Raw genomic sequence first — 19,483 nt, 5'->3', positions numbered from 1 at the left:
AAGAACAGCAGGCAGGGCTTCCGCTTCCCTGCGGCTCGCGGTACAAAGGCCTTAGGCCCGCGAGACCAAAGGACATCCGAGAGGATCCCCTGACACTACGCACTTGGCCCACGGACCCCGCATGGACATCGGGCACCCACGCGACGTCGACCCGTCGATTACGGGCCAGCCGCACCAGGTGACGGGCAAAGTCCCCGACCTGATGGGCACATATCGAGGACGCTTGGTAACCCGGTGAGCATGCCAGCGGCGGTACGAGCATTCGTACCGCCGCAACCCATGTCCGGGGCAGTTCCGGGAAGCCCTCTCAGGCCGCGCCGCGCTGCAGCGCCTCGCACACCGCCGTCGACTCGCGCGCCCCCAGCTCGACCGCCCTGCCGCAGTGCGCGATCCAGGCCGCCATGCCCTCCGGGGTGCCGGAGACATAGCCGTCCAGCGCCGCCAGATAGGCGGCGCGGCCCAGCTCGGCGTGGCCGACCTCGGCCGGACAGATCGCCTTCGGGTCCAGGCCGCTGCCGATCAGCACGATCCGCTCGGCCGCGCGCGCGACCAGGCCGTTGTGGGACACGAAGGGCCGTAGCGCGAGCAGCTCGCCGTGCACCACGGCCGCGGTCACCAGCGCGGGCGCGGACGTCCCCTTGATGATCAGGTCCGCGAGCCCCTCCAGCCGGCCGGAGACCTCCCGGACGTCCGGCAGCGGCAACTCGACCAGCGGCTCGTCCACCGTCTCGCCCGCCTGGCGCGGCCGGCCGACCTCGTCGCCCTGGCTCGCCGCGGCCACCAGGTGCAGCCGGGCCAGCACCCGCAGGGGCGACTGCCGCCAGATGGACAGCAGCTGCCCGGCCTCCGCCGACAGCCTGAGGGCCGCGCCCATGACCCGCGCCTCGGCGTCGGCGCCGAAGTCGGTGCGTCGCCGCACCTCCTCCAGGGCCCAGTCGGCGCCGGAGAGCGCGGCGGAGCCGCGGGCGGCGCGCAGGGCCGCCTCGGAGGTGATCTCGGTGCTGCGGCGCCGCATGATCCGGTGTCCGTAGACCCGGTCCACGGCCTTGCGCACGGACTCCACGGAGTCGGCCACACCGGGCAGCGAGCCCAGGGCCGCGAGCGGGTCGGCGTTCGCGCCTGTCGTACTCATGAGTACGACCCTACGCACCCCATCGGCCGACCCCTCGAAGGAGTGGTCTTCTTCACTTCCGCCTGCCACATACAGCTATCACCTGACTACTGTTGGTGAACATGAAAATTGCTTTCGTCGGGAAGGGCGGCAGTGGCAAGACCACGCTTTCCTCCCTCTTCATCCGCCACCTGGTGGCCGCCGGCGCCCCGGTGGTCGCCATCGACGCCGACATCAACCAGCACCTCGGGCCCGCGCTCGGCCTCGACGAGAGGGAGGCCGCCGCGCTGCCCGCCATGGGGGAACGGCTGCCGCTGATCAAGGACTACCTGCGCGGCTCCAACCCGCGGATCCCCTCCGCCGCCACGATGATCAAGACCACTCCGCCCGGCGAGGGCTCGCGGCTGGTCCGGGTGCGGGAGCCGAATCCGGTCTACGACGCCTGTGCGCGCCCGGTGGAACTCGACGGCGGCGCCGTCCGTTTGATGGTCACCGGCCCCTTCACGGACGCCGACCTGGGGGTCGCCTGCTACCACTCCAAGACGGGAGCGGTGGAGCTGTTCCTGAACCACCTCGTCGACGGCCCCGACGAGTACGTCGTGGTCGACATGACGGCGGGTTCGGACTCCTTCGCCTCCGGCATGTTCACCCGCTTCGACATGACGTTCCTCGTCGCCGAGCCGACCCGGAAGGGGGTCTCCGTCTACCGCCAGTACAAGGAGTACGCCCGCGACTTCGGCGTCGCCCTGAAGGTCGTCGGCAACAAGATCCAGGACCCGGACGACATCGACTTCCTGCGCGCGGAGGTCGGGGACGACCTGCTCGTGACGGTCGGGCGCTCGGACTGGGTGCGCGCCATGGAGAAGGGCCGCCCGCCGCGGTTCGACCTCCTGGAGGAGGCCAACGCCCGGGCCCTGCACACCCTGCGGGCGACCGCGGACGCCACGTACGAGCTGCGGGACTGGGAGCGCTACACCCGCCAGATGGTGCACTTCCACCTGAAGAACGCCGAGGCGTGGGGCAACGAGCGCACCGGGGCCGACCTGGCGGCGCAGGTCGACCCCGCCTTCGTGCTCGGCGAGAGCGTGGCGACTCCCGCTTAGCGCCTACTGCTTGACCGCCGGCGCCCCGGGCACGCCCTTGGGCGCCGGGGCCGGGCGGCCGGACAGGAAGGACGCCCAGCCCTGCTTGGGAGCCTCGCCGACCTTCAGGGTGCGCAGCTTCTCCAGGGTCTTCGGGTCCTGGGCGTCCAGCCAGTCGACCAGCTGGCGGAAGGACACACAGCGCACGTCGGGCTTGTTGCATACCTCCTTCACCGTGTCCTCGACGGCGCGCATGTACGTGCCGCCGTTCCAGGACTCGAAGTGGTTGCCGATGATCAGCGGCGCGCGGTTGCCGTCGTAGGCCCGGTAGAAGCCCTTGATGAGGCCGTCGCGCATCTGGTCGCCCCAGTAGTCGAACTGGTCCGGGTCGCCCTGGGTCTCGGTGCCGGACTGGTTGACCATGAAGTTGTAGTCCATGGTCAGCTGCTCATAGGTGTGCCCGGGGAAGGGCACCAGCTGCATGGACACGTCCCACAGCCCTTCCTTCTTCTTGGGCCAGACCTGGTTGTTGACCCCGCTGGAGTCATAGCGGAGGCCCAACTGGCGGGCTGCCTTCATGAAGTTCTGCTGACCCTCCAGGCAGGGGGTGCGGGCGCCGATCAGCTCCTTCTCGTAATCGAAGGGCAGCGGGGCCGACTTCTTCAGGCCGCTGTTGGTCTTCCAGGCCTTCACAAACTGCTTGGCCTGGGCGATCTCGCTCTTCCACTCGTCCACCGACCAGGTGCCGACCCCGCCGTCCGGCCCGCAGAAGTGGCCGTTGAAGTGCGTGCCGATCTCGTTGCCCTCCAGCCAGGCCAGCCGCGCCTGCTTGACGGTGTCGGCGATCCCCTTCTCGTCGTTGAAGCCGATGTCGGAGCTGCCCGGCGAATGCTGGGGAGGCTTGTACAGGTCCCGCTTCTCCTCCGGCAGCAGGTACACGCCGCTGAGGAAGAACGTCATGGTCGCGTGGTTGTCCTTGGCGACCTTACGGAAGTGCGAGAACAGCTTCTGGCTGTCCTCGCCCGCGCCGTCCCAGGAGAACACGACGAACTGGGGCGGTTTCTGACCGGACTTCAGCCGCTCGGGTCTCGGCAGATGCGGCTGCGCGCCGGTGTACGCGGTGGATCCGTCCCCGATCAGCCGGAACACGCTCTCGGGGGCCGCGGCCCCCTCCTGCGGGCCGGACGCCCCTTCCTTCGAACCGTTGGAGCCGGTCGCGCAACCGGCGAGTGACGAGGCACAGGCCGCGGCGACCATGGCGCCGACGGCGATCCTCTGGGTGGCGGCCATGTTCCGCCCACCTTCTTCCTTCTCTCGGACACACGCTGACGAGGGCCGTTTTCTCGTGAGATGCCGGGCTTGTCCTCCGGCAGCGCCGCCAAGGTCGCACGGGACCGAGAAGGAATTAGTACGACAAGCCGATCAAATGATTAATTCACTCCGGCGAGCGATGCTTTACCCCATTTGCCCCGAGAAGTTATGCCTTGTCTTTACTTTTCATTACGGTTCATTTACCGATGGTGATCCATCCCGCCCAAGTCCGTGACCCTGCCAGCCCGGAGGAGACGGGACCATGCCAGCCTGCGCACCCCCGCACACCCCGCAGCCGCACGCATCGCACAGCCCCTCGCCGGGCCGTCGGCGCCGCTTGCCCGTGGCGGGCGCCGATGTGTCCGCGTCCCTCGCGGTCTTCCTGATCGCCCTGCCCCTGTCCCTCGGCATCGCCCTGGCCACCGGCGCTCCGCTCCAAGCCGGTCTCGTGGCCGCCGCCGTGGGCGGCGTCGTCGCCGGCCGGCTCGGCGGCTGCCCGCTCCAGGTCAGCGGTCCCGCCGCCGGACTCACCGTGGTCACCGCCGACTTGATTCACCGCTACGGCTGGCGGACGACCTGCGCCATCACCGTCCTCGCCGGATTCGCCCAGCTCGGTCTCGGCTGTCTGCGGGTGGCGCGCGGCGCGCTCGCGGTCAGCCCGGCCGTGGTGCACGGCATGCTCGCCGGCATCGGCATCACCATCGCCGTCGCCCAGCTGCACATCGTCCTCGGCGGCAGCCCGGACAGCTCCGTCCTCGCCAACCTGCGTGCACTGCCCGCCCAGTTGGCCCATCTGCACCCGGCCGCCGTCTCGATGAGCGCGCTGACGCTCGCCCTGCTGCTGGTCTGGCCCCGCCTGCCCGGCCGCGCCGGCCGACTGCTCCGGGGCGTGCCGGCCGCCCTCGTCGCCGTCGCCGGGTCCACCGCCACGGCGACGGCGACCGGACTCACCCTGCCCCGTGTGGACCTGCCGTCCTGGCGCAGCCACGCCCTGGCCGGACTGCCCGAGGGGCCGGCACTCGGCCTCGCCGCGGCCGTGCTCACCACCACCCTGGTGTGCAGCGTGCAGTCGCTGCTCGGCGCGGTGGCCGTGGACAAACTGGTCGCGGGCCGCCCCGGCCCCCTCCCCCGGGTCGGGCGCTCCGACCTCGACCGTGAGCTGCTGGGCCAGGGTGCCGCCAACATCGTCTCCGGGGCGCTCGGCGGACTGCCGGTCGCCGGCGTGGCCGTGCGCAGCACCGCGAATGTGAATTCAGGTGCCGTGAGCCGGAACTCCACGATGCTGCACGGCGTTCTCGTAGTAGTCGCCGCGCTGCTGATGGTCCCGGCACTGGAGGAGATCCCGCTCGCCTCCCTCGCCGCCCTGGTCATGGCCGTCGGTATCCAGATGGTGTCCCTGCACCACATCCGCACGGTGACGCGCCACCGAGAAGTGCCGGTCTACGCCGCGACCACACTCGGCGTGGTGCTCCTCGGCGTCCTCCAGGGCGTGCTCCTCGGAGTCGCCATGGCCGTCGCCCTCGCCCTCAATCGCCTCGGCCGCACCCGCATCACCCACGAAGAGAAGGAAGGAGTCCATCACGTACATGTCCGAGGTCAGCTGACATTCCTCGCGGTGCCCCGGCTCAGCCGAGCCCTGCATCTCGTATCCCAGGGCGCCCACGCCGTCGTGGAGTTGGACGGGTCGTTCATGGATCACGCGGCGTACGAGTCACTGCAGGACTGGCGCAGCGCCCACATCGCGCGGGGCGGTACGGCCGAGCTGTCGGGCCGGCGCGGCGGAATCCGGACCGCCGGGCCGATCCCTTCCGCCGGGTGCCGGTGCCGGCCCTGGACGCCCTGGCGCAACCACCAGTTCTGCTTCCCGGAAGCCGTCGCCGCTCCGGCGGGCCGGGAGCCGGGCCGGGAACTGGCCCGGGGGATCAGCTCGTTCCAGCGCAATACCGCGCCGCTGGTACGAGGAGAGCTGGCGCGGCTCGCCCGGGAGGGCCAGCAACCCGCGCAGCTCTTCCTCACCTGCGCCGACTCCCGGCTCGTCACGTCGATGATCACCGCCAGTGGTCCCGGCGACCTGTTCGTCGTCCGCAACGTCGGCAACCTGGTGCCGCCACCGGGCGAGGAGCACGGTGACGACTCGGTGGCGGCCGCCGTCGAGTACGCGGTGGACGTGCTCGGCGTGCGCTCCATCACCGTGTGCGGGCACTCCGGCTGCGGAGCGATGCAGGCGCTGACGGCCCCGCGCGACACAGGCGGCGACGCCCCCGACACCTCGCTGCGGCGCTGGCTGCGGCACGGGCGGCCGAGCCTGGCGCGGATGGCCGGCGACCGCCGTGCCCTTCCCCGGCTCGCCGGGCGGGCGCCGGTGGACGCGGTGGAGCAGCTGTGCCTGATCAACGTGGTCCAGCAGCTGGAGCACCTGCGGGCGCACGGCCCGGTGGCCCGGGCGCTGGCCAGGGGCGAGCTGGAGCTGCACGGGATGTACTTCCACGTGGGCGAGGCCCAGGCGTATCTGCTCGCGCAGACCGAGGAGGGCGAGGTGTTCGAGGAGGTCACGGGAAGTGTCACGGGAGGGGTGTCCGCAAAGAAGGCAGAGAGTACGGCGTGTGAGAGTGCGCCCCGACAGGTCTAAACCAATTTTCCCGTCGACCCTTGTCATCGGACCCCCGTGTCTGATGAGCTGTGGCCTGGGACACAACGGACACCCTTCGAGAGGGAGATGTCGTGAGCAACGAAAGCCTGGCCAACCTGCTCAAGGAAGAACGCAGGTTCGCGCCCCCCGCCGACCTGGCCGCGCATGCCAACGTCACCGCGGAGGCGTATGCACAGGCCAAGGCTGACAGGCTCGGCTTCTGGGCCGAGCAGGCCCGCCGGCTGACCTGGGCCAAGGAACCGACCGAGACGCTGGACTGGTCGAACCCGCCGTTCGCCAAGTGGTTCAAGGACGGCGAGCTGAACGTCGCCTACAACTGCGTGGACCGCCATGTGGAGGCAGGGCACGGGGACCGGGTCGCCATCCACTTCGAGGGTGAGCCCGGCGACAGCCGCTCGATCACCTACGCCGAGCTGAAGGACGAGGTCTCCAAGGCGGCCAACGCCCTGCTGGAGCTGGGTGTTCGCAAGGGCGACCGGGTCGCCATCTACATGCCGATGATCCCGGAGACGGCCATCGCGATGCTGGCCTCGGCCCGGATCGGCGCCGCGCACTCGGTGGTCTTCGGCGGCTTCTCGGCGGACGCGCTCGCGACCCGGATCCAGGACGCGGACGCCAAGGTCGTCATCACCTCAGACGGCGGATACCGGCGGGGCAAGCCGTCCGCGCTCAAGCCCGCCGTGGACGAGGCGATCGGGAAGGTCGACAACGTCGAGCACGTGCTGGTGGTGCGGCGTACCGGGCAGGACGTGGCATGGAACGGCGAGCGGGACGTCTGGTGGCACGAGCTGGTGGACCGGCAGTCCGCCGAGCACACCCCGGAGGCGTTCGAGGCCGAACACCCGCTGTTCATCCTTTACACCTCGGGCACCACCGGTAAGCCGAAGGGCATCCTGCACACCTCCGGCGGCTACCTCACCCAGACGGCGTACACCCACTGGGCGGTCTTCGACCTCAAGCCGGAGACGGACGTGTACTGGTGCACGGCCGACGTCGGCTGGGTCACCGGCCACTCGTACATCGTGTACGGCCCGCTGGCCAACGGCGCCACGCAGGTCATGTACGAGGGCACGCCGGACACCCCGCACCAGGGCCGGTTCTGGGAGATCGTGCAGAAGTACAAGGTCACGATCCTCTACACCGCGCCGACGGCGATCCGGACGTTCATGAAGTGGGGTGACGACATCCCCGCCAAGTTCGACCTGTCCTCCCTGCGCGTCCTCGGCTCGGTGGGCGAGCCCATCAACCCCGAGGCATGGATCTGGTACCGCAAGAACATCGGCGCCGACCGGACGCCCGTGGTGGACACCTGGTGGCAGACCGAGACCGGCGCGATGATGATCTCGCCGCTGCCCGGTGTCACCGAGGCCAAGCCCGGCTCCGCGCAGACCCCGCTGCCCGGCATCAGCGCGACGGTGGTCGACGACGAGGCGAACGAGGTGCCCGACGGCGGCGGTGGCTACCTGGTGCTGACCGAGCCGTGGCCGTCGATGCTGCGCACCATCTGGGGGGACGACCAGCGGTTCATCGACACCTACTGGTCCCGGTTCGAGGGCAAGTACTTCGCCGGTGACGGCGCGAAGAAGGACGACGACGGCGACATCTGGCTGCTGGGCCGGGTGGACGACGTGATGCTCGTGTCCGGGCACAACATCTCCACCACCGAGGTGGAGTCGGCCCTCGTCTCGCACCCGTCGGTCGCCGAGGCAGCCGTCGTCGGTGCCGCCGACGAGACCACCGGCCAGGCGATCGTCGCCTTCGTGATCCTGCGCGGGACGGCCGCGGAGACCGAGTCACTCGTCGGCGAACTGCGCGACCACGTGGGCGCCACGCTCGGGCCGATCGCCAAGCCCAAGCGGATCCTGCCGGTGGCGGAGCTGCCGAAGACCCGTTCCGGGAAGATCATGCGGCGGCTGCTGCGGGACGTGGCCGAGAACCGTCAGCTGGGGGATGTGACCACCCTGACCGACAGCACGGTCATGGACCTCATCCAGGCGAAGTTGCCTTCGGCGCCCAGCGAGGACTAGGCGGACAGGGGTGCCCGGTGGCAGCACCGGGCACCCCTTTTCGTTCGGCTCACTAACCTCTGGCGTCAAAATCGAGTAAAATGGCGATCTCAGGGTGTGCCGGGAAGTCTGGTCGGCGGCGCCGTCGGCGATTCCGCGTGACGGCGTGATCATCGCCGTACCGACCCGGAGGTCCCCGCCGTGGCCGCGCCCCCTACCCGGAAGACCCCCCGCAAGGCTCTTGGACGTCTGTCCCTGCCCGAGCGTGCCCTGGTCGCTGACGCCCTGCGCACCGAGACGGTCGGCGGTGTCCTGCTGCTCCTCGCCTCCGTGGCGGCGCTGCTCTGGGCGAACATCCCCGCGCTCCACGCGAGCTACGAGTCGGTCGGCCACTTCCACCTCGGCCCCGGCGCGCTCGGCCTCGACCTGTCCGTGGCCCACTGGGCCGCCGACGGCCTCCTCGCGGTGTTCTTCTTCGTCGCCGGCATCGAGCTGAAGCGCGAGCTGGTCGCCGGGGACCTGCGCGACCCCAGGGCCGCCGTCCTGCCTGTGGTGGCCGCGCTGTGCGGCATGGCCGTACCGGCGCTCGTCTACACCCTCACCAGCCTCGCCGGGCACGGCTCCGCGCAGGGCTGGGCGGTGCCCACCGCCACCGACATCGCCTTCGCACTCGCCGTCCTCGCGGTCATCGGCACCTCCCTGCCCAGCTCGCTGCGGGCCTTCCTGCTCACCCTCGCGGTCGTCGACGACCTCTTCGCCATCCTGATCATCGCCGTCTTCTTCACCGACCGGCTGAACTTCGCCGCGCTCGGCGGGGCCGCCGCCGGGCTGGTGGTCTACTGGCTGCTGCTGCGCAAGGGCGTGCGCGGCTGGTACGTGTACGTGCCGCTGGCCGTGGTGATCTGGGCGCTGATGTACAACAGCGGCGTGCACGCCACCATCGCCGGCGTGGCGATGGGCCTGATGCTGCGCTGCACCCCCCGCGAGGGTGAGCAGCACTCCCCGGGCGAGCACATCGAGCACCTGGCGCGGCCCCTGTCCGCGGGGCTCGCCGTGCCGCTGTTCGCACTGTTCAGCGCCGGGGTCACCGTCTCCGGCGGGGCGCTCGGGGACGTGTTCACCAAGCCGGAGACGCTCGGTGTGGTGCTCGGGCTCGTCGTCGGCAAGACACTCGGGATCTTCGGCGGCACCTGGCTCACCGTCCGCTTCACCCGCGCCTCCCTCAGCGAGGACCTCGCCTGGGCCGATGTCTTCGCGGTGGCCTCCCTCGCCGGCATCGGCTTCACCGTCTCCCTGCTCATCGGGGAACTGGCCTTCGCGGGCGACGCCGTCCTCACCGACGAGGTCAAGGCGGCCGTCCTCACCGGATCGCTGATCGCGGCGCTGTGTGCGACGGTGCTGCTGAAGATGCGCAACGCCAAGTACCGGCGGCTGTGCGAGGAAGAGGAGCGCGACGAGGACCTCGACGGCATCCCGGACATCTACGAGCAGGACGACCCCGCTCATCACCTGCGCATGGCCCGGATCCACGAGCGCAAGGCCGCCGAACACCGGCGGATCGCCGCCGAGCGGGCGGCTGCGGCGCGCCACGGGCTTGCGGAAGTACCGGGCGGGGCAGGCGATGATGACGACCGTCCGGCATGATCTGACGAGACGGTACAAAACAAGACGGCCACAGATGCAGGACGGCCGGACAGGACGGCCGCGCCGGCGGGGCGGCCGTACCGGACGGAACGCCTGCGGCACGAGAGAACTCTGAGGGAGAACGCGATGAGCGCACCCGACGGCAGCCCGGTCGGCGCCGAACGCAGCATCGGCCAGCTGTTCGCCTCGGCGACGACCGAATTGTCGGCGCTGGTGCACGACGAGATCGCGCTGGCCAAGGCGCAGCTGAAGCAGGACGTGAAGAAGGGCGCGATGAGCGGCGGCGCCTTCTCGATGGCGGGCGCCGTGCTGGTGTTCTCCCTGCCGATGCTCAACTTCGCGCTCGCCTACGGCATCCGGACCTGGAGCGGCTGGAACCTGGCGGTCTGCTTCCTGCTGTCCTTCGCGGCCAACGTGCTGGTCGCCGGCCTCCTCGCGCTGATCGGCGTGACGTTCGCGAAGAAGGCCAAGAAGAGCAAGGGCCCGCAGAAGGTGGCCGCCTCCATGAAGGAGACGGCGGGCGTCCTGCAGAACGCCAAGCCGCATCCGCGCGCGGAGCTTCCCGAGGACCGGGCCCCCGCGGCCATCGAGGCTGTGGCACGCTCGTCGTCATGACGGACCCCGCCCCTTCGGCCGTACGGATCGATGTTCCCCACGGGAAAGTGACGCACAGGGACGTCGCCGCCAACGGTGCGCGCTTCCACATCGCCGAACTCGGCGACGGCCCCCTGGTGCTGCTGCTGCACGGCTTCCCGCAGTTCTGGTGGACCTGGCGGCACCAGCTGGTGGCGCTCGCGGACGCGGGCTACCGGGCGGTGGCGATGGATCTGCGGGGCGTCGGCGGCAGTGACCGCACGCCCCGCGGGTACGACCCGGCCAATCTCGCGCTCGACGTCACCGGCGTGATCCGCTCGCTCGGCGAGCCGGACGCGGCGCTGGTCGGCCACGACCTGGGCGGCTATCTGGCGTGGACGGCGGCCGCGATGCGGCCCAAGCTCGTACGACGGCTCGCGGTCGTCTCCATGCCGCATCCGCGGCGCTGGCGCGCGGCGATGCTGCGGGACGCCCGGCAGACGGCCGCCAACTCCTACATCTGGGGTTTCCAGCGGCCGTGGATCCCGGAGCGTCAACTCACCGCGGACGACGGGGCGCTGGTGGGCCGGCTGATCCGGGACTGGTCCGGGCCACGCCCGCCGGAGGACGAGGCGGTGGAGATCTACCAGCGGGCCATGTGCATCCCGTCGACCGCGCACTGCGCGATCGAGCCGTACCGCTGGCTGGTGCGCTCGCTGGCCCGCCCGGACGGCATCCAGTTCAACCGCCGGATGAAGCGGCCGGTGCGGGTGCCCACGCTGCATCTGCACGGCTCCCTGGACCCGGTGACGCGCACGCGCAGCGCGGCCGGTTCGGGCGAGTACGTCGAAGCGCCGTACCGCTGGCGTCTGTTCGACGGCCTCGGCCACTTCCCGCACGAGGAGGACCCGGCGGCGTTCTCCACGGAACTGGTCAACTGGCTGAAGGATCCCGAGCCGGACCGGTGATACGCGCCGGTGACGGGCAGATGCGAGGGTCGTGTGGCCGCGTTCGTCTGTGACCGTTCGGTGACGGGCTCGATGCGCCGAGTATCCAGATCGTGAACACTTGTCCTGCGAACGGCCACATGCCTGCCGCATAGGCCAATTGGGCGGCGCTCAGGCGGTTATCGACCTTCGGGCAGGGGCACACGTCGGGGTATGGGCTGGACGCACGACTACAGTGACGCACCCCGCAACCGCCGCTCGGCCGCCGGTCTGAGCACGCCTCAGCGAGGCAATCCGCAACTCGCCGAAGGAGACCTCCGCGTGGGGATTCCACACATCCTGCGCCGCCGCGCCCGTTGGGTGTCCGTGCGTCTGCGTCACCCGCGCGGCTGACACCGCGCGGCTGACTCTTCCTCCGCAGCGTCACAGGGCGCAGCTGTCCGTGCCCACCTGCTCGTTCGCCGTACGTCCCCGCGCGATGTCGGGCCGGATCTCGTCCGCCGTGAGGGCGTAGCCGGTGTCGGCGTCGTCGAGGGACTTGGCGAACACCACGCCGTACACCCGGCCGTCGGGGGTGAGCAGCGGGCCGCCCGAGTTGCCCTGACGGACGGTCGTGTACAGCGAGTAGACGTCCCGGCGGACGGTGCCGCGGTGGTAGATGTCCGGGCCGTTGGCCGTGATGCGCCCGCGCACGCGCGCGGCGCGCACGTCGTAGGAGCCGTTCTCCGGGAAGCCCGCGACGATCGCGCCGTCGCCGCCGGCCGCGTCCTGCGGGGAGAACCGCAGGGCGTGCGCCCTCAGGTCGGGTACGTCGAGCACGGCGATGTCGCGCTTCCAGTCGTACAGGACGACCTTGGCGTCGTACTTGCGGCCCTCGCCGCCTATCTGCACGGTGGGCTCGTCGACGCCGCCGACGACATGCGCGTTGGTCATGACCCGGCGGTCGGCGAAGACGAAACCGGTGCCCTCCAGCACCTTGCCGCAGCTCTGGGCGGTGCCGGTCACCTTCACGATGGAGCGCTGGGCGCGCAGGGTCACCGGGCTGTTCGCGAGGGCCGGGTCGGGCGGCTCCACGTCCTTGATCGGCTCGTTGGCGAAGGGGCTGAAGACCTGCGGGAAGCCGTTCTGCGCCAGGACCGAGGAGAAGTCCGCGAACCAGGTGTCGGCCTGGGCGGGCAGCGCCCGGGAGACGCCTAGGAGCACCTTGGAGCCGCGGACCTCCTTGCCGAGCGTGGGCAGGGTGGTGCCGGCCAGGGCGGACCCGATCAGCCAGGCCACCAGCAGCATGGCGATGACGTTGACCAGCGCGCCGCCGGTGGCGTCCAGGGCGCGGGCCGGGGACCAGGTGATGTACCGGCGCAGCTTGTTGCCGAGGTGGGTGGTCAGGGCCTGGCCGACGGAGGCGCAGACGATGACGACGACCACGGCGACCACGGCGGCGGTGGTGCCGACCTCCGCGTTGTCGGTCACGGCGTCCCAGAGCACGGGCAGGGCGTAGACGGCGACGAGGCCGCCGCCCAGGAACCCGATCACCGACAGGATGCCGACGACGAAGCCCTGGCGGTAGCCGACGACCGCGAACCACACGGCCGCGACCAGCAACAGGATGTCCAGCACGTTCACTGCTTCAGGCCTCGCCTACTCCACTCCGCTCCCCGCGGCCCGGCCGGGGGTCCGGGGTCGGCCCCCGGAAAGACACAGCACGGACGACACCCTGTCATGAGTGCCAGTCGAGCGGGACGTGTCTCTCCCGGGGCCAGGGACGCTCCCAGCCCGCGAAGTGGAGCAGGCGGTCGATCACTCCCGCCGTGAAGCCCCACACCAGGGCCGATTCGACCAGGAATGCCGGGCCTCGGTGGCCGCTGGGGTGGACGGTGGTGGCGCGGTTGGCGGGGTCCGTGAGATCCGCCACGGGGACCGTGAAGACCCGCGCGGTCTCGTTCGGATCCACGACGCCGACCGGGCTGGGTTCGCGCCACCAGCCGAGCACGGGCGTGACGACGAAGCCGCTGACCGGGATGTACAGCGCGGGCAGCACCCCGAAGAGCTGGACGCCGGACGGATCCAGGCCGGTCTCCTCCTCGGCCTCGCGCAGCGCGGCCCGGAGCGGGCCGTCGGTGTGCGGGTCGCCGTCCTCCGGGTCGAGCGCGCCGCCCGGGAAGGACGGCTGCCCGGCGTGCGAGCGCAGCGAGCCGGCGCGCTCCATCAGCAGCAGCTCCGGGCCGCGCTCACCCTCGCCGAACAGGATCAGCACGGCCGACTTGCGCCCCGAGCCGTTCTCCGGCGGCAGGAAGCGGCTCAGCTGGAGCGGCTCGACCGTCTCGGCCGCCCGCACCACCGGCGCCAGCCACTCCGGCAGCCCTTCCCTGCTCAGCGTCACCGGGCCGCGCGCCGCCGCGCCGCGTGTCACCTGGCCGCTCCGCGCCTCACTGGCCCTCGCCATCGCCGCCCCCCTCGCTCTGCCTGTCCAACGCCCGAGGGCCCCGAGATCGTTCCGTCACGCGGCCCCCAGTGGCGGGGCCGGCCTGCCGCCCGCGTCGAGGTAGGCCTGCGGGGGCTTGAGCCGCTGGCCGGGGAGGCCGCCCTTCTCGTACTTCAGGAGCTTCTTCGCCTTCTCCGGGTCGGTCTCGCCCTCGCCGTAGGCCGGGCAGAGCGGGGCGATCGGGCAGGCGCCGCAGGCGGGTTTGCGGGCGTGGCAGATCCGGCGGCCGTGCCAGATCACGTGGTGGGAGAGGTCGGTCCAGTCGCTCTTCGGGAACAGCGCGCCGACGGCGGCCTCGATCTTGTCCGGGTCGGTCTCCTCGGTCCACTGCCAGCGCTGCACCAGCCTCTGGAAGTGGGTGTCCACGGTGATCCCGGGCCGTCCGAAGGCGTTGCCGAGCACGACGAAAGCGGTCTTGCGGCCGACGCCGGGCAGCTTGACCAGGTCCTCCAGCCTGCCCGGGACCTCACCGCCGAAGTCCTCGGCGAGGGCCTTGGACAGCCCCATCACCGACTTGGTCTTGGCCCGGAAGAACCCGCAAGGGCGCAGGATCTCCTCGACCTCCTCCGGGTTGGCGGCGGCCAGGTCCTCGGGGGCCGGGTATTTCGCGAAGAGCGCCGGGGTCGTCTGGTTGACACGCAGGTCGGTGGTCTGAGCCGACAGCACGGTGGCGACCAGCAGCTGGAACGGGTTCTCGAAGTCCAGCTCGGGATGGGCGTACGGGTACACCTCGGCCAGCTCGCGGTTGATGCGGCGGGCGCGGCGGACCAGCGCGGTGCGGGACTCGTCCCTCGGCGGCCTGACGGCGACCTTCTTGGCGGGCGCCGCCTTCTTCACCGGCACGGTCTTGCCGGTGGCGACGGCCTTCTTCGCAGCGGTGACCTTCTTGGCGGTGACCTTCTTGGCTGACGTGACCTTCTTGGCTGACGTGACCTTTTTGACCGAAGCAGCCTTTTTAGCCGTTTTTCCGGTTTTCTCATCACCGCCCGAGCCTTGTTCGCCCACAGCGGAATTGCGACGTTCAACCACTCGCTCAACCCCCTTGGCCTGTGCTCTCACCGGCGAATTGGACACCCGGCCAGCCTAGAGCCCGGCACCCACATCCGCCCCGGACCCCGTTGATCGGACTCCGATTGGACCCCTGACGCTTACCTCGGGACACCTGTGCGGCATCCTTGTGACAGATCACACTGTTTGGACCGTCCGGCAAAATGGGGAACACGGTCCCCTGGCACTCGGGGGAGCAAGATCCCCTGAGCAGGTCGACAAGGAGAGAACTCAGTGGACGACGTTCTGCGGCGCAACCCGCTCTTCGCGGCTCTCGACGACGAGCAGGCCGCGGAGCTTCGCGCCTCCATGAGTGAGGTGACCCTCGCACGCGGCGACTCCCTGTTCCACGAGGGCGACCCGGGCGACCGGCTGTACGTCGTCACCGAGGGCAAGGTCAAGCTGCACCGCACCTCCCCCGACGGCCGCGAGAACATGCTCGCCGTCGTCGGCCCCGGCGAGCTGATCGGCGAGCTCTCGCTCTTCGACCCCGGCCCGCGTACGGCGACCGCGACCGCGCTGACCGAGGTCAAGCTGCTCGGACTCGGCCACGGCGACCTCCAGCCCTGGCTGAACGCCCGCCCCGAGGTGGCCGGCGCTCTGCTGCGCGCCGTCGCCCGCCGTCTGCGCAAGACCAACGACGCCATGTCCGACCTGGTCTTCTCCGACGTCCCCGGCCGCGTGGCGCGCGCCCTGCTGGACCTCTCGCGCCGCTTCGGCGTGCAGTCCGAGGAGGGCATCCACGTCGTCCACGACCTCACGCAGGAGGAGCTGGCCCAGCTGGTCGGCGCCTCGCGCGAGACCGTGAACAAGGCGCTGGCGGACTTCGCCCAGCGCGGGTGGCTTCGCCTGGAGGCGCGGGCGGTGATCCTCCTGGACGTGGAGAGGCTGGCCAAGCGCTCCCGCTGACGCCGGTATCGGCCGTACGACCCCGGGGTCCGCTCTCGTGAGCCGGGCCCCGCTGTCGTTGCCGCCGCCACCAGCGCCCCCGCCGCACGAACGCTCCCTCGCGCGCGTGCCCGCCTGAAGGACCCGCGCCGCAGAGCTGACCGACCGGGGGGACCCGCAGGGGCATGCCCGTGACGCGCGTCACCGCCGAGGACGTGCTCCAGGAGAGCTGTCCGCGCCGGCGGCAGGTCGATGCGGACACGGTGGAGCACGCGCGCGCGTACCTGGTGCGCACGGTGACCCGGCAGGCGCTCAACCACCTGCGCACGGCCAGGGCCCGGCGCGAGGAGTACGTCGGCGCGTGGCTGCCCGAGCCGATCCGCACCGTGCCCGAGGTCGGCGAGGACGTGGTCCTGGCCGAGTCGGTCTCGATGGCCATGCTGCTGGTCCTGGAGACGCTGAACCCGACCGAGCGGGCGGTGTTCGTCCTGCACGAGGTGTTCGGCCACCCGCACGGCGAGATCGCCGCCGCGATCGGCAAGACGGAGCCCACGGTCCGGCAGATCGCCCACCGCGCGCGGGCCCACGTCCACGCGCGGCGCCGCCGCTTCGAGCCCGACTCCGCCGCCACCGGGGAGATCGTCGAACGGTTTCTGCGGTCGGCGGCGAACGGCGACGTACAGGCCCTGATGGACCTGCTCGCGCCCGATGTCGTGGTGATCTCCGACGGCGGCGGCAAGGCGGTCGCCGCGCGGTCACGCGGCGCGACGACGGCCCGCATCGAACCCGCCCGCTACAACGGCATGCCCGCCGCGCGGTTCCTCGCCGGCGACGCGCTGGACTGGCCGGTGGCGTTCGAGATCCGGGACGGACGGATCACCGGCCTCTACGGCATGCGCAACCCGGACAAGCTGGACCGCGCCGACGTGGTCCGGCCACTCGACGGAGGCGCGCTCGGCAAAGGATCACTCGGCTGAGCCGGCCGGCCCGGCACGAGCTCGGCCCCATGACGTTCACCGAGACGGCCGGCGGCACCCTGGTCCGGTGGACCACCCGGGCGGAGATCCCCCTGCCGCTGCTCGGCGCCCCGCTCACCCGGTTCCTGGCCCGCCCGGTGATCACGCGCACCTTCGGCAACATCCTCGACGCCGCCGAGAAGGCGCTCGCCCCTAGATCAGTCCGTGCTCGCTCAGGTAGTCCAGCTGGGCCCGTACCGACAGTTCCGCCGCCGGCCACAGCGAGCGGTCCACGTCGGCGTAGACGTGGGCGACGACCTGGGCCGGGGTGCGGTAGCCGTCCTCGACCGCCGTCTCCACCTGGGCGAGCCGGTGCGCGCGGTGCGCGAGGTAGAACTCCACGGCGCCCTGGGCGTCCTCCAGGACCGGCCCGTGGCCCGGCAGGACGGTGTGCACGCCGTCGTCCACCGTCAGGGACCGCAGACGGCGCAGGGAGTCCAGATAGTCGCCGAGACGGCCGTCCGGGTGCGCCACGACCGTCGTACCGCGCCCGAGGATGGTGTCGCCGGTCAGCACGGCCCGGTCGGCCGGGAGATGGAAGCACAGCGAGTCCGCGGTGTGCCCGGGGGTCGGTACGACCCTCAGCTCCAGGCCGCCGACGGTGATCACGTCGCCGGCGGCCAGGCCCTCGTCGCCCAGGCGCAGCGCCGGATCGAGGGCACGCACGCGCGTGCCGGTCAGTTCCGCGAAGCGGGCGGCGCCCTCGGCGTGGTCGGGGTGGCCGTGGGTGAGCAGGGTCAGGGCTATGCGCTTGCCGGCCTTCTCTGCGGTGTCCACGACGGTGCGCAGATGGCCGTCCTCCAGTGGGCCCGGGTCGATCACCACGGCGAGATCGGAGTCCGGCTCGGCGACGATCCAGGTGTTGGTGCCGTCCAGGGTCATCGCGGAGGCGTTGGGCGCGAGGACGTTGACGGCCCGTTCGGTGGCGGGGCCGGAGAGCACTTGGCCGCGGGGCTGGCCCGGCAGGGCGCTTGCGTCGGTCATACGGGGCCTCCACCCGTCGTCTCGGCGGTCGTCGCAGCGCTGGTCCCGGTGGGCGTCCCGGTGTTCGTCGCAGCGCTCGTGCCGGCGGTCGTCGGATCCGTCGGGATGTGCTTGGTGAACTCCTCGTGCCCGGGCCAGGACAGGACGATCTCGCCGTCCTGGAGACGGGCGCCCGCCATCACCGGCGTCAGGTCACGCGCGGGGGCCGCCGCCAGCGCCTCGGCGGCGGTGGCGTACGGCAGCAGCTGGCGCAGCGTGGCGATGGTGGGCGGCATCATCAGCAGCTCGCCCCTGTCGTAGCCGGCGGCGGCCTGAGCGGGGCGGATCCACACCGTGCGGTCGGCCTCCGTGGAGGCGTTCCGGGTGCGCTGGCCCTCGGGCAGGGCGGCCACGAAGAACCAGGTGTCGTAGCGGCGGGCCTCGAACTCCGGGGTGATCCAGCGGGTCCAGGCGCCCAGCAGGTCCGAGCGCAGCACCAGGCCGCGCCGGTCCAGGAACTCGGCGAAGGACAGCTCACGCGCGACCAGCGCGGCCCGGTCCGCCTCCCAGTCGTCCCCGGTGGTGTCGCCGACGACCGACTCCGCGTCGGGCCCGGCGAGCAGGACGCCCGCCTCCTCGTACGTCTCCCGTACGGCCGCGCAGACGATCGCCTGGGCGCCCGGCTCGTCCACGCCCAGACGGTCCGCCCACCACGCGCGCGTGTGGCCCGCCCAGCCCACCAGACGGTCGTCGTCGCGCGGGTCGACCCCGCCCCCGGGATACGCGTACGCGCCTCCGGCGAAGGCCATGGAGGCGCGTCTGCGCAGCATGTGGACGACCGGACCGGATTCGGTGTCCTTCAGGAGCAGCACCGTGGCCGCGCGTCTGGGGGACACCGGGGTGAGCGTGCCGTCCGCGAGCGCGCGGATGCGGTTCGGCCACTCCGGGGGGTACCACTGACCGTTCGCCATGGCCGGAGGCTATCCCGTGTAGGGCGAATGTTCGAGAGGTGCCCGAGGCCGGCGGTGCTCCGGTGCGGTGCGTGGGGTTACTGGGCGAGTTCCACCTGGATCTCGACCTCGACCGGCGCGTCCAGCGGCAGCACCGCGACGCCGACCGCGCTGCGGGCGTGCACGCCCTTGTCGCCGAGGACCTCGCCGAGCAGTTCGCTGGCACCGTTGACGACACCGGGCTGCCCGGTGAAGTCGGCGGCGGAGGCGACGAAGCCGACGACCTTCACCACGCGCGCGATGCGGTCGAGGTCGCCGGTGACGGACTTCACCGCGGCCAGCGCGTTCAACGCGCACGTGCGGGCCAGGTCCTTGGCCTCCTCCGGCGTGACCTCGGCGCCCACCTTGCCGGTGACCGGCAGCTTGCCCTCGACCATCGGCAGCTGGCCGGCGGTGTACACGTACGCGCCGGACTGCACGGCCGGCTGGTACGCGGCCAGCGGCGGTACGACCTCCGGCAGGGTCAGCCCCAGTTCGGCCAGCTTGGCCTCGACCGCGCTCATGCCTGCTTCTCCCGCTTCAGGTAGGCCACGAGCTGCTCCGGGTTGTTGGGCCCGGGCACGACCTGGACGAGCTCCCAGCCGTCCTCGCCCCAGGTGTCCAGAATCTGCTTCGTGGCATGGACGAGCAGCGGCACGGTTGCGTATTCCCACTTGGTCATGGGGCCGACTGTAGCCGCTGCGACCGGCGGGGACGGCGGCCGGCCACGGCCGGCTGTGTCCGGCGTCGTCCACAGGCCGGGCAGCGGGCTGT

At 71.3% G+C, this 19,483-nt stretch carries 18 protein-coding genes; 9 read left to right on the top strand and 9 right to left on the bottom strand.

The window, feature by feature from the left end:
- Nucleotides 1-307 precede the first annotated feature (307 nt).
- Nucleotides 308-1,132, bottom strand: a complete 825-nt coding sequence (locus ACZ41I_RS38380) for an oxidoreductase (protein WP_399773290.1) — start codon at nucleotides 1,130-1,132, stop codon at nucleotides 308-310.
- A 101-nt stretch (nucleotides 1,133-1,233) separates the two neighbouring features.
- Here ACZ41I_RS38380 and ACZ41I_RS38375 point away from each other — a divergent pair, with 101 nt between their 5' ends.
- On the top strand, nucleotides 1,234-2,214 hold the full coding sequence (locus tag ACZ41I_RS38375; RefSeq protein WP_468516326.1) for an ATP-binding protein: 981 nt from the start codon (nucleotides 1,234-1,236) through the stop codon (nucleotides 2,212-2,214).
- A 3-nt stretch (nucleotides 2,215-2,217) separates the two neighbouring features.
- Here ACZ41I_RS38375 and ACZ41I_RS38370 read toward each other — a convergent pair whose 3' ends face one another.
- Nucleotides 2,218-3,483, bottom strand: a complete 1,266-nt coding sequence (locus tag ACZ41I_RS38370) for a polysaccharide deacetylase family protein (RefSeq protein ID WP_468516325.1) — start codon at nucleotides 3,481-3,483, stop codon at nucleotides 2,218-2,220.
- Nucleotides 3,484-3,766: 283 nt separating this feature from the next.
- On the opposite strand from ACZ41I_RS38370, the gene ACZ41I_RS38365 reads away from it, so the two are divergent.
- The 6 genes from ACZ41I_RS38365 (at nucleotide 3,767) to ACZ41I_RS38340 (ending at nucleotide 11,717) form a co-directional block, all read left to right on the top strand.
- Entirely contained in the window at nucleotides 3,767-6,133 is a 2,367-nt protein-coding gene (locus tag ACZ41I_RS38365; RefSeq protein ID WP_468516324.1) for a SulP family inorganic anion transporter, read from the top strand.
- A gap of 92 nt (nucleotides 6,134-6,225) precedes the next feature.
- Nucleotides 6,226-8,181 carry an acetate--CoA ligase gene (gene acs / locus ACZ41I_RS38360; RefSeq protein WP_363215582.1) on the top strand — a complete coding sequence of 652 codons (1,956 nt, stop codon included), beginning with the start codon at nucleotides 6,226-6,228 and terminating at the stop codon, nucleotides 8,179-8,181.
- Nucleotides 8,182-8,361: 180 nt separating this feature from the next.
- Nucleotides 8,362-9,804, top strand: coding sequence for a Na+/H+ antiporter NhaA (nhaA, locus tag ACZ41I_RS38355; RefSeq protein WP_399773298.1), 1,443 nt, complete (start codon nucleotides 8,362-8,364; stop codon nucleotides 9,802-9,804).
- Between the two features lie 126 nt (nucleotides 9,805-9,930).
- The gene (locus ACZ41I_RS38350; protein WP_363215584.1) at nucleotides 9,931-10,419 is read left to right on the top strand and encodes a phage holin family protein; all 489 of its coding nucleotides are present in this window, start codon (nucleotides 9,931-9,933) and stop codon (nucleotides 10,417-10,419) included.
- Nucleotides 10,416-11,345: an alpha/beta fold hydrolase gene (locus tag ACZ41I_RS38345; protein ID WP_363215585.1), complete on the top strand. Its 930-nt coding sequence runs from the start codon at nucleotides 10,416-10,418 to the stop codon at nucleotides 11,343-11,345. The genes ACZ41I_RS38350 and ACZ41I_RS38345 overlap by 4 nt, the downstream gene beginning before the upstream one ends.
- 192 nt (nucleotides 11,346-11,537) lie before the next feature.
- Nucleotides 11,538-11,717: a hypothetical protein gene (locus tag ACZ41I_RS38340; protein WP_351243917.1), complete on the top strand. Its 180-nt coding sequence runs from the start codon at nucleotides 11,538-11,540 to the stop codon at nucleotides 11,715-11,717.
- 30 nt (nucleotides 11,718-11,747) lie between these two features.
- Here the strand turns inward: ACZ41I_RS38340 and ACZ41I_RS38335 are convergent, their stop codons facing one another.
- From ACZ41I_RS38335 to nth, 3 genes are all read right to left on the bottom strand, one after another.
- Entirely contained in the window at nucleotides 11,748-12,947 is a 1,200-nt protein-coding gene (locus tag ACZ41I_RS38335) for a MarP family serine protease (protein ID WP_363215586.1), read from the bottom strand.
- 94 nt (nucleotides 12,948-13,041) lie between these two features.
- Nucleotides 13,042-13,767, bottom strand: a complete 726-nt coding sequence (locus ACZ41I_RS38330) for an NUDIX hydrolase (RefSeq protein ID WP_399773306.1) — start codon at nucleotides 13,765-13,767, stop codon at nucleotides 13,042-13,044.
- Between the two features lie 54 nt (nucleotides 13,768-13,821).
- The gene (gene nth / locus ACZ41I_RS38325) at nucleotides 13,822-14,811 is read right to left on the bottom strand and encodes an endonuclease III (protein WP_468516323.1); all 990 of its coding nucleotides are present in this window, start codon (nucleotides 14,809-14,811) and stop codon (nucleotides 13,822-13,824) included.
- A 276-nt stretch (nucleotides 14,812-15,087) separates the two neighbouring features.
- On the opposite strand from nth, the gene ACZ41I_RS38320 reads away from it, so the two are divergent.
- Entirely contained in the window at nucleotides 15,088-15,762 is a 675-nt protein-coding gene (locus tag ACZ41I_RS38320) for a Crp/Fnr family transcriptional regulator (protein WP_014674022.1), read from the top strand.
- Nucleotides 15,763-15,926: 164 nt separating this feature from the next.
- The gene (locus tag ACZ41I_RS38315; RefSeq protein WP_468516322.1) at nucleotides 15,927-16,718 is read left to right on the top strand and encodes a sigma-70 family RNA polymerase sigma factor; all 792 of its coding nucleotides are present in this window, start codon (nucleotides 15,927-15,929) and stop codon (nucleotides 16,716-16,718) included.
- Nucleotides 16,719-16,910: 192 nt separating this feature from the next.
- Here the strand turns inward: ACZ41I_RS38315 and ACZ41I_RS38310 are convergent, their stop codons facing one another.
- The 4 genes from ACZ41I_RS38310 to ACZ41I_RS38295 all read right to left on the bottom strand — a co-directional run bounded on the left by ACZ41I_RS38310 (nucleotide 16,911) and on the right by ACZ41I_RS38295 (nucleotide 19,391).
- Entirely contained in the window at nucleotides 16,911-17,741 is an 831-nt protein-coding gene (locus ACZ41I_RS38310; protein ID WP_363215589.1) for an MBL fold metallo-hydrolase, read from the bottom strand.
- On the bottom strand, nucleotides 17,738-18,691 hold the full coding sequence (locus tag ACZ41I_RS38305; RefSeq protein WP_468516321.1) for an NUDIX hydrolase: 954 nt from the start codon (nucleotides 18,689-18,691) through the stop codon (nucleotides 17,738-17,740). The genes ACZ41I_RS38310 and ACZ41I_RS38305 overlap by 4 nt, the downstream gene beginning before the upstream one ends.
- 77 nt (nucleotides 18,692-18,768) lie before the next feature.
- Nucleotides 18,769-19,233 carry a RidA family protein gene (locus tag ACZ41I_RS38300; protein WP_363215591.1) on the bottom strand — a complete coding sequence of 155 codons (465 nt, stop codon included), beginning with the start codon at nucleotides 19,231-19,233 and terminating at the stop codon, nucleotides 18,769-18,771.
- A complete protein-coding gene (locus ACZ41I_RS38295; protein WP_003975360.1) occupies nucleotides 19,230-19,391 on the bottom strand; it encodes a DUF4177 domain-containing protein in 162 nt (53 codons plus the stop codon). Before ACZ41I_RS38295 ends, ACZ41I_RS38300 begins: the two co-directional genes overlap by 4 nt.
- Nucleotides 19,392-19,483 lie beyond the last annotated feature (92 nt).

This window comes from Streptomyces sp. NPDC030799 (assembly GCF_055572255.1).
The sequence above is the reverse complement of the archived record's forward strand: the minus strand, read 5'-3'. Positions and strand labels throughout refer to the sequence as shown.

Excerpts from the sequence above, each read along its gene's own strand:
- ACZ41I_RS38315 (WP_468516322.1), top strand. The coding sequence starts at position 15,927 with ATGCCCGTGACGCGCGTCACCGCCGAGGACGTGCTCCAGGAGAGCTGT.
- ACZ41I_RS38340 (WP_351243917.1), top strand. The coding sequence starts at position 11,538 with ATGGGCTGGACGCACGACTACAGTGACGCACCCCGCAACCGCCGCTCG.
- ACZ41I_RS38300 (WP_363215591.1), bottom strand. The coding sequence starts at position 19,233 with ATGAGCGCGGTCGAGGCCAAGCTGGCCGAACTGGGGCTGACCCTGCCG.
- ACZ41I_RS38350 (WP_363215584.1), top strand. The coding sequence starts at position 9,931 with ATGAGCGCACCCGACGGCAGCCCGGTCGGCGCCGAACGCAGCATCGGC.
- ACZ41I_RS38295 (WP_003975360.1), bottom strand. The coding sequence starts at position 19,391 with ATGACCAAGTGGGAATACGCAACCGTGCCGCTGCTCGTCCATGCCACG.
- ACZ41I_RS38310 (WP_363215589.1), bottom strand. The coding sequence starts at position 17,741 with ATGACCGACGCAAGCGCCCTGCCGGGCCAGCCCCGCGGCCAAGTGCTC.
- ACZ41I_RS38305 (WP_468516321.1), bottom strand. The coding sequence starts at position 18,691 with ATGGCGAACGGTCAGTGGTACCCCCCGGAGTGGCCGAACCGCATCCGC.
- ACZ41I_RS38345 (WP_363215585.1), top strand. The coding sequence starts at position 10,416 with ATGACGGACCCCGCCCCTTCGGCCGTACGGATCGATGTTCCCCACGGG.
- ACZ41I_RS38370 (WP_468516325.1), bottom strand. The coding sequence starts at position 3,483 with ATGGCCGCCACCCAGAGGATCGCCGTCGGCGCCATGGTCGCCGCGGCC.
- ACZ41I_RS38375 (WP_468516326.1), top strand. The coding sequence starts at position 1,234 with ATGAAAATTGCTTTCGTCGGGAAGGGCGGCAGTGGCAAGACCACGCTT.
- ACZ41I_RS38365 (WP_468516324.1), top strand. The coding sequence starts at position 3,767 with ATGCCAGCCTGCGCACCCCCGCACACCCCGCAGCCGCACGCATCGCAC.
- ACZ41I_RS38380 (WP_399773290.1), bottom strand. The coding sequence starts at position 1,132 with ATGAGTACGACAGGCGCGAACGCCGACCCGCTCGCGGCCCTGGGCTCG.
- ACZ41I_RS38330 (WP_399773306.1), bottom strand. The coding sequence starts at position 13,767 with ATGGCGAGGGCCAGTGAGGCGCGGAGCGGCCAGGTGACACGCGGCGCG.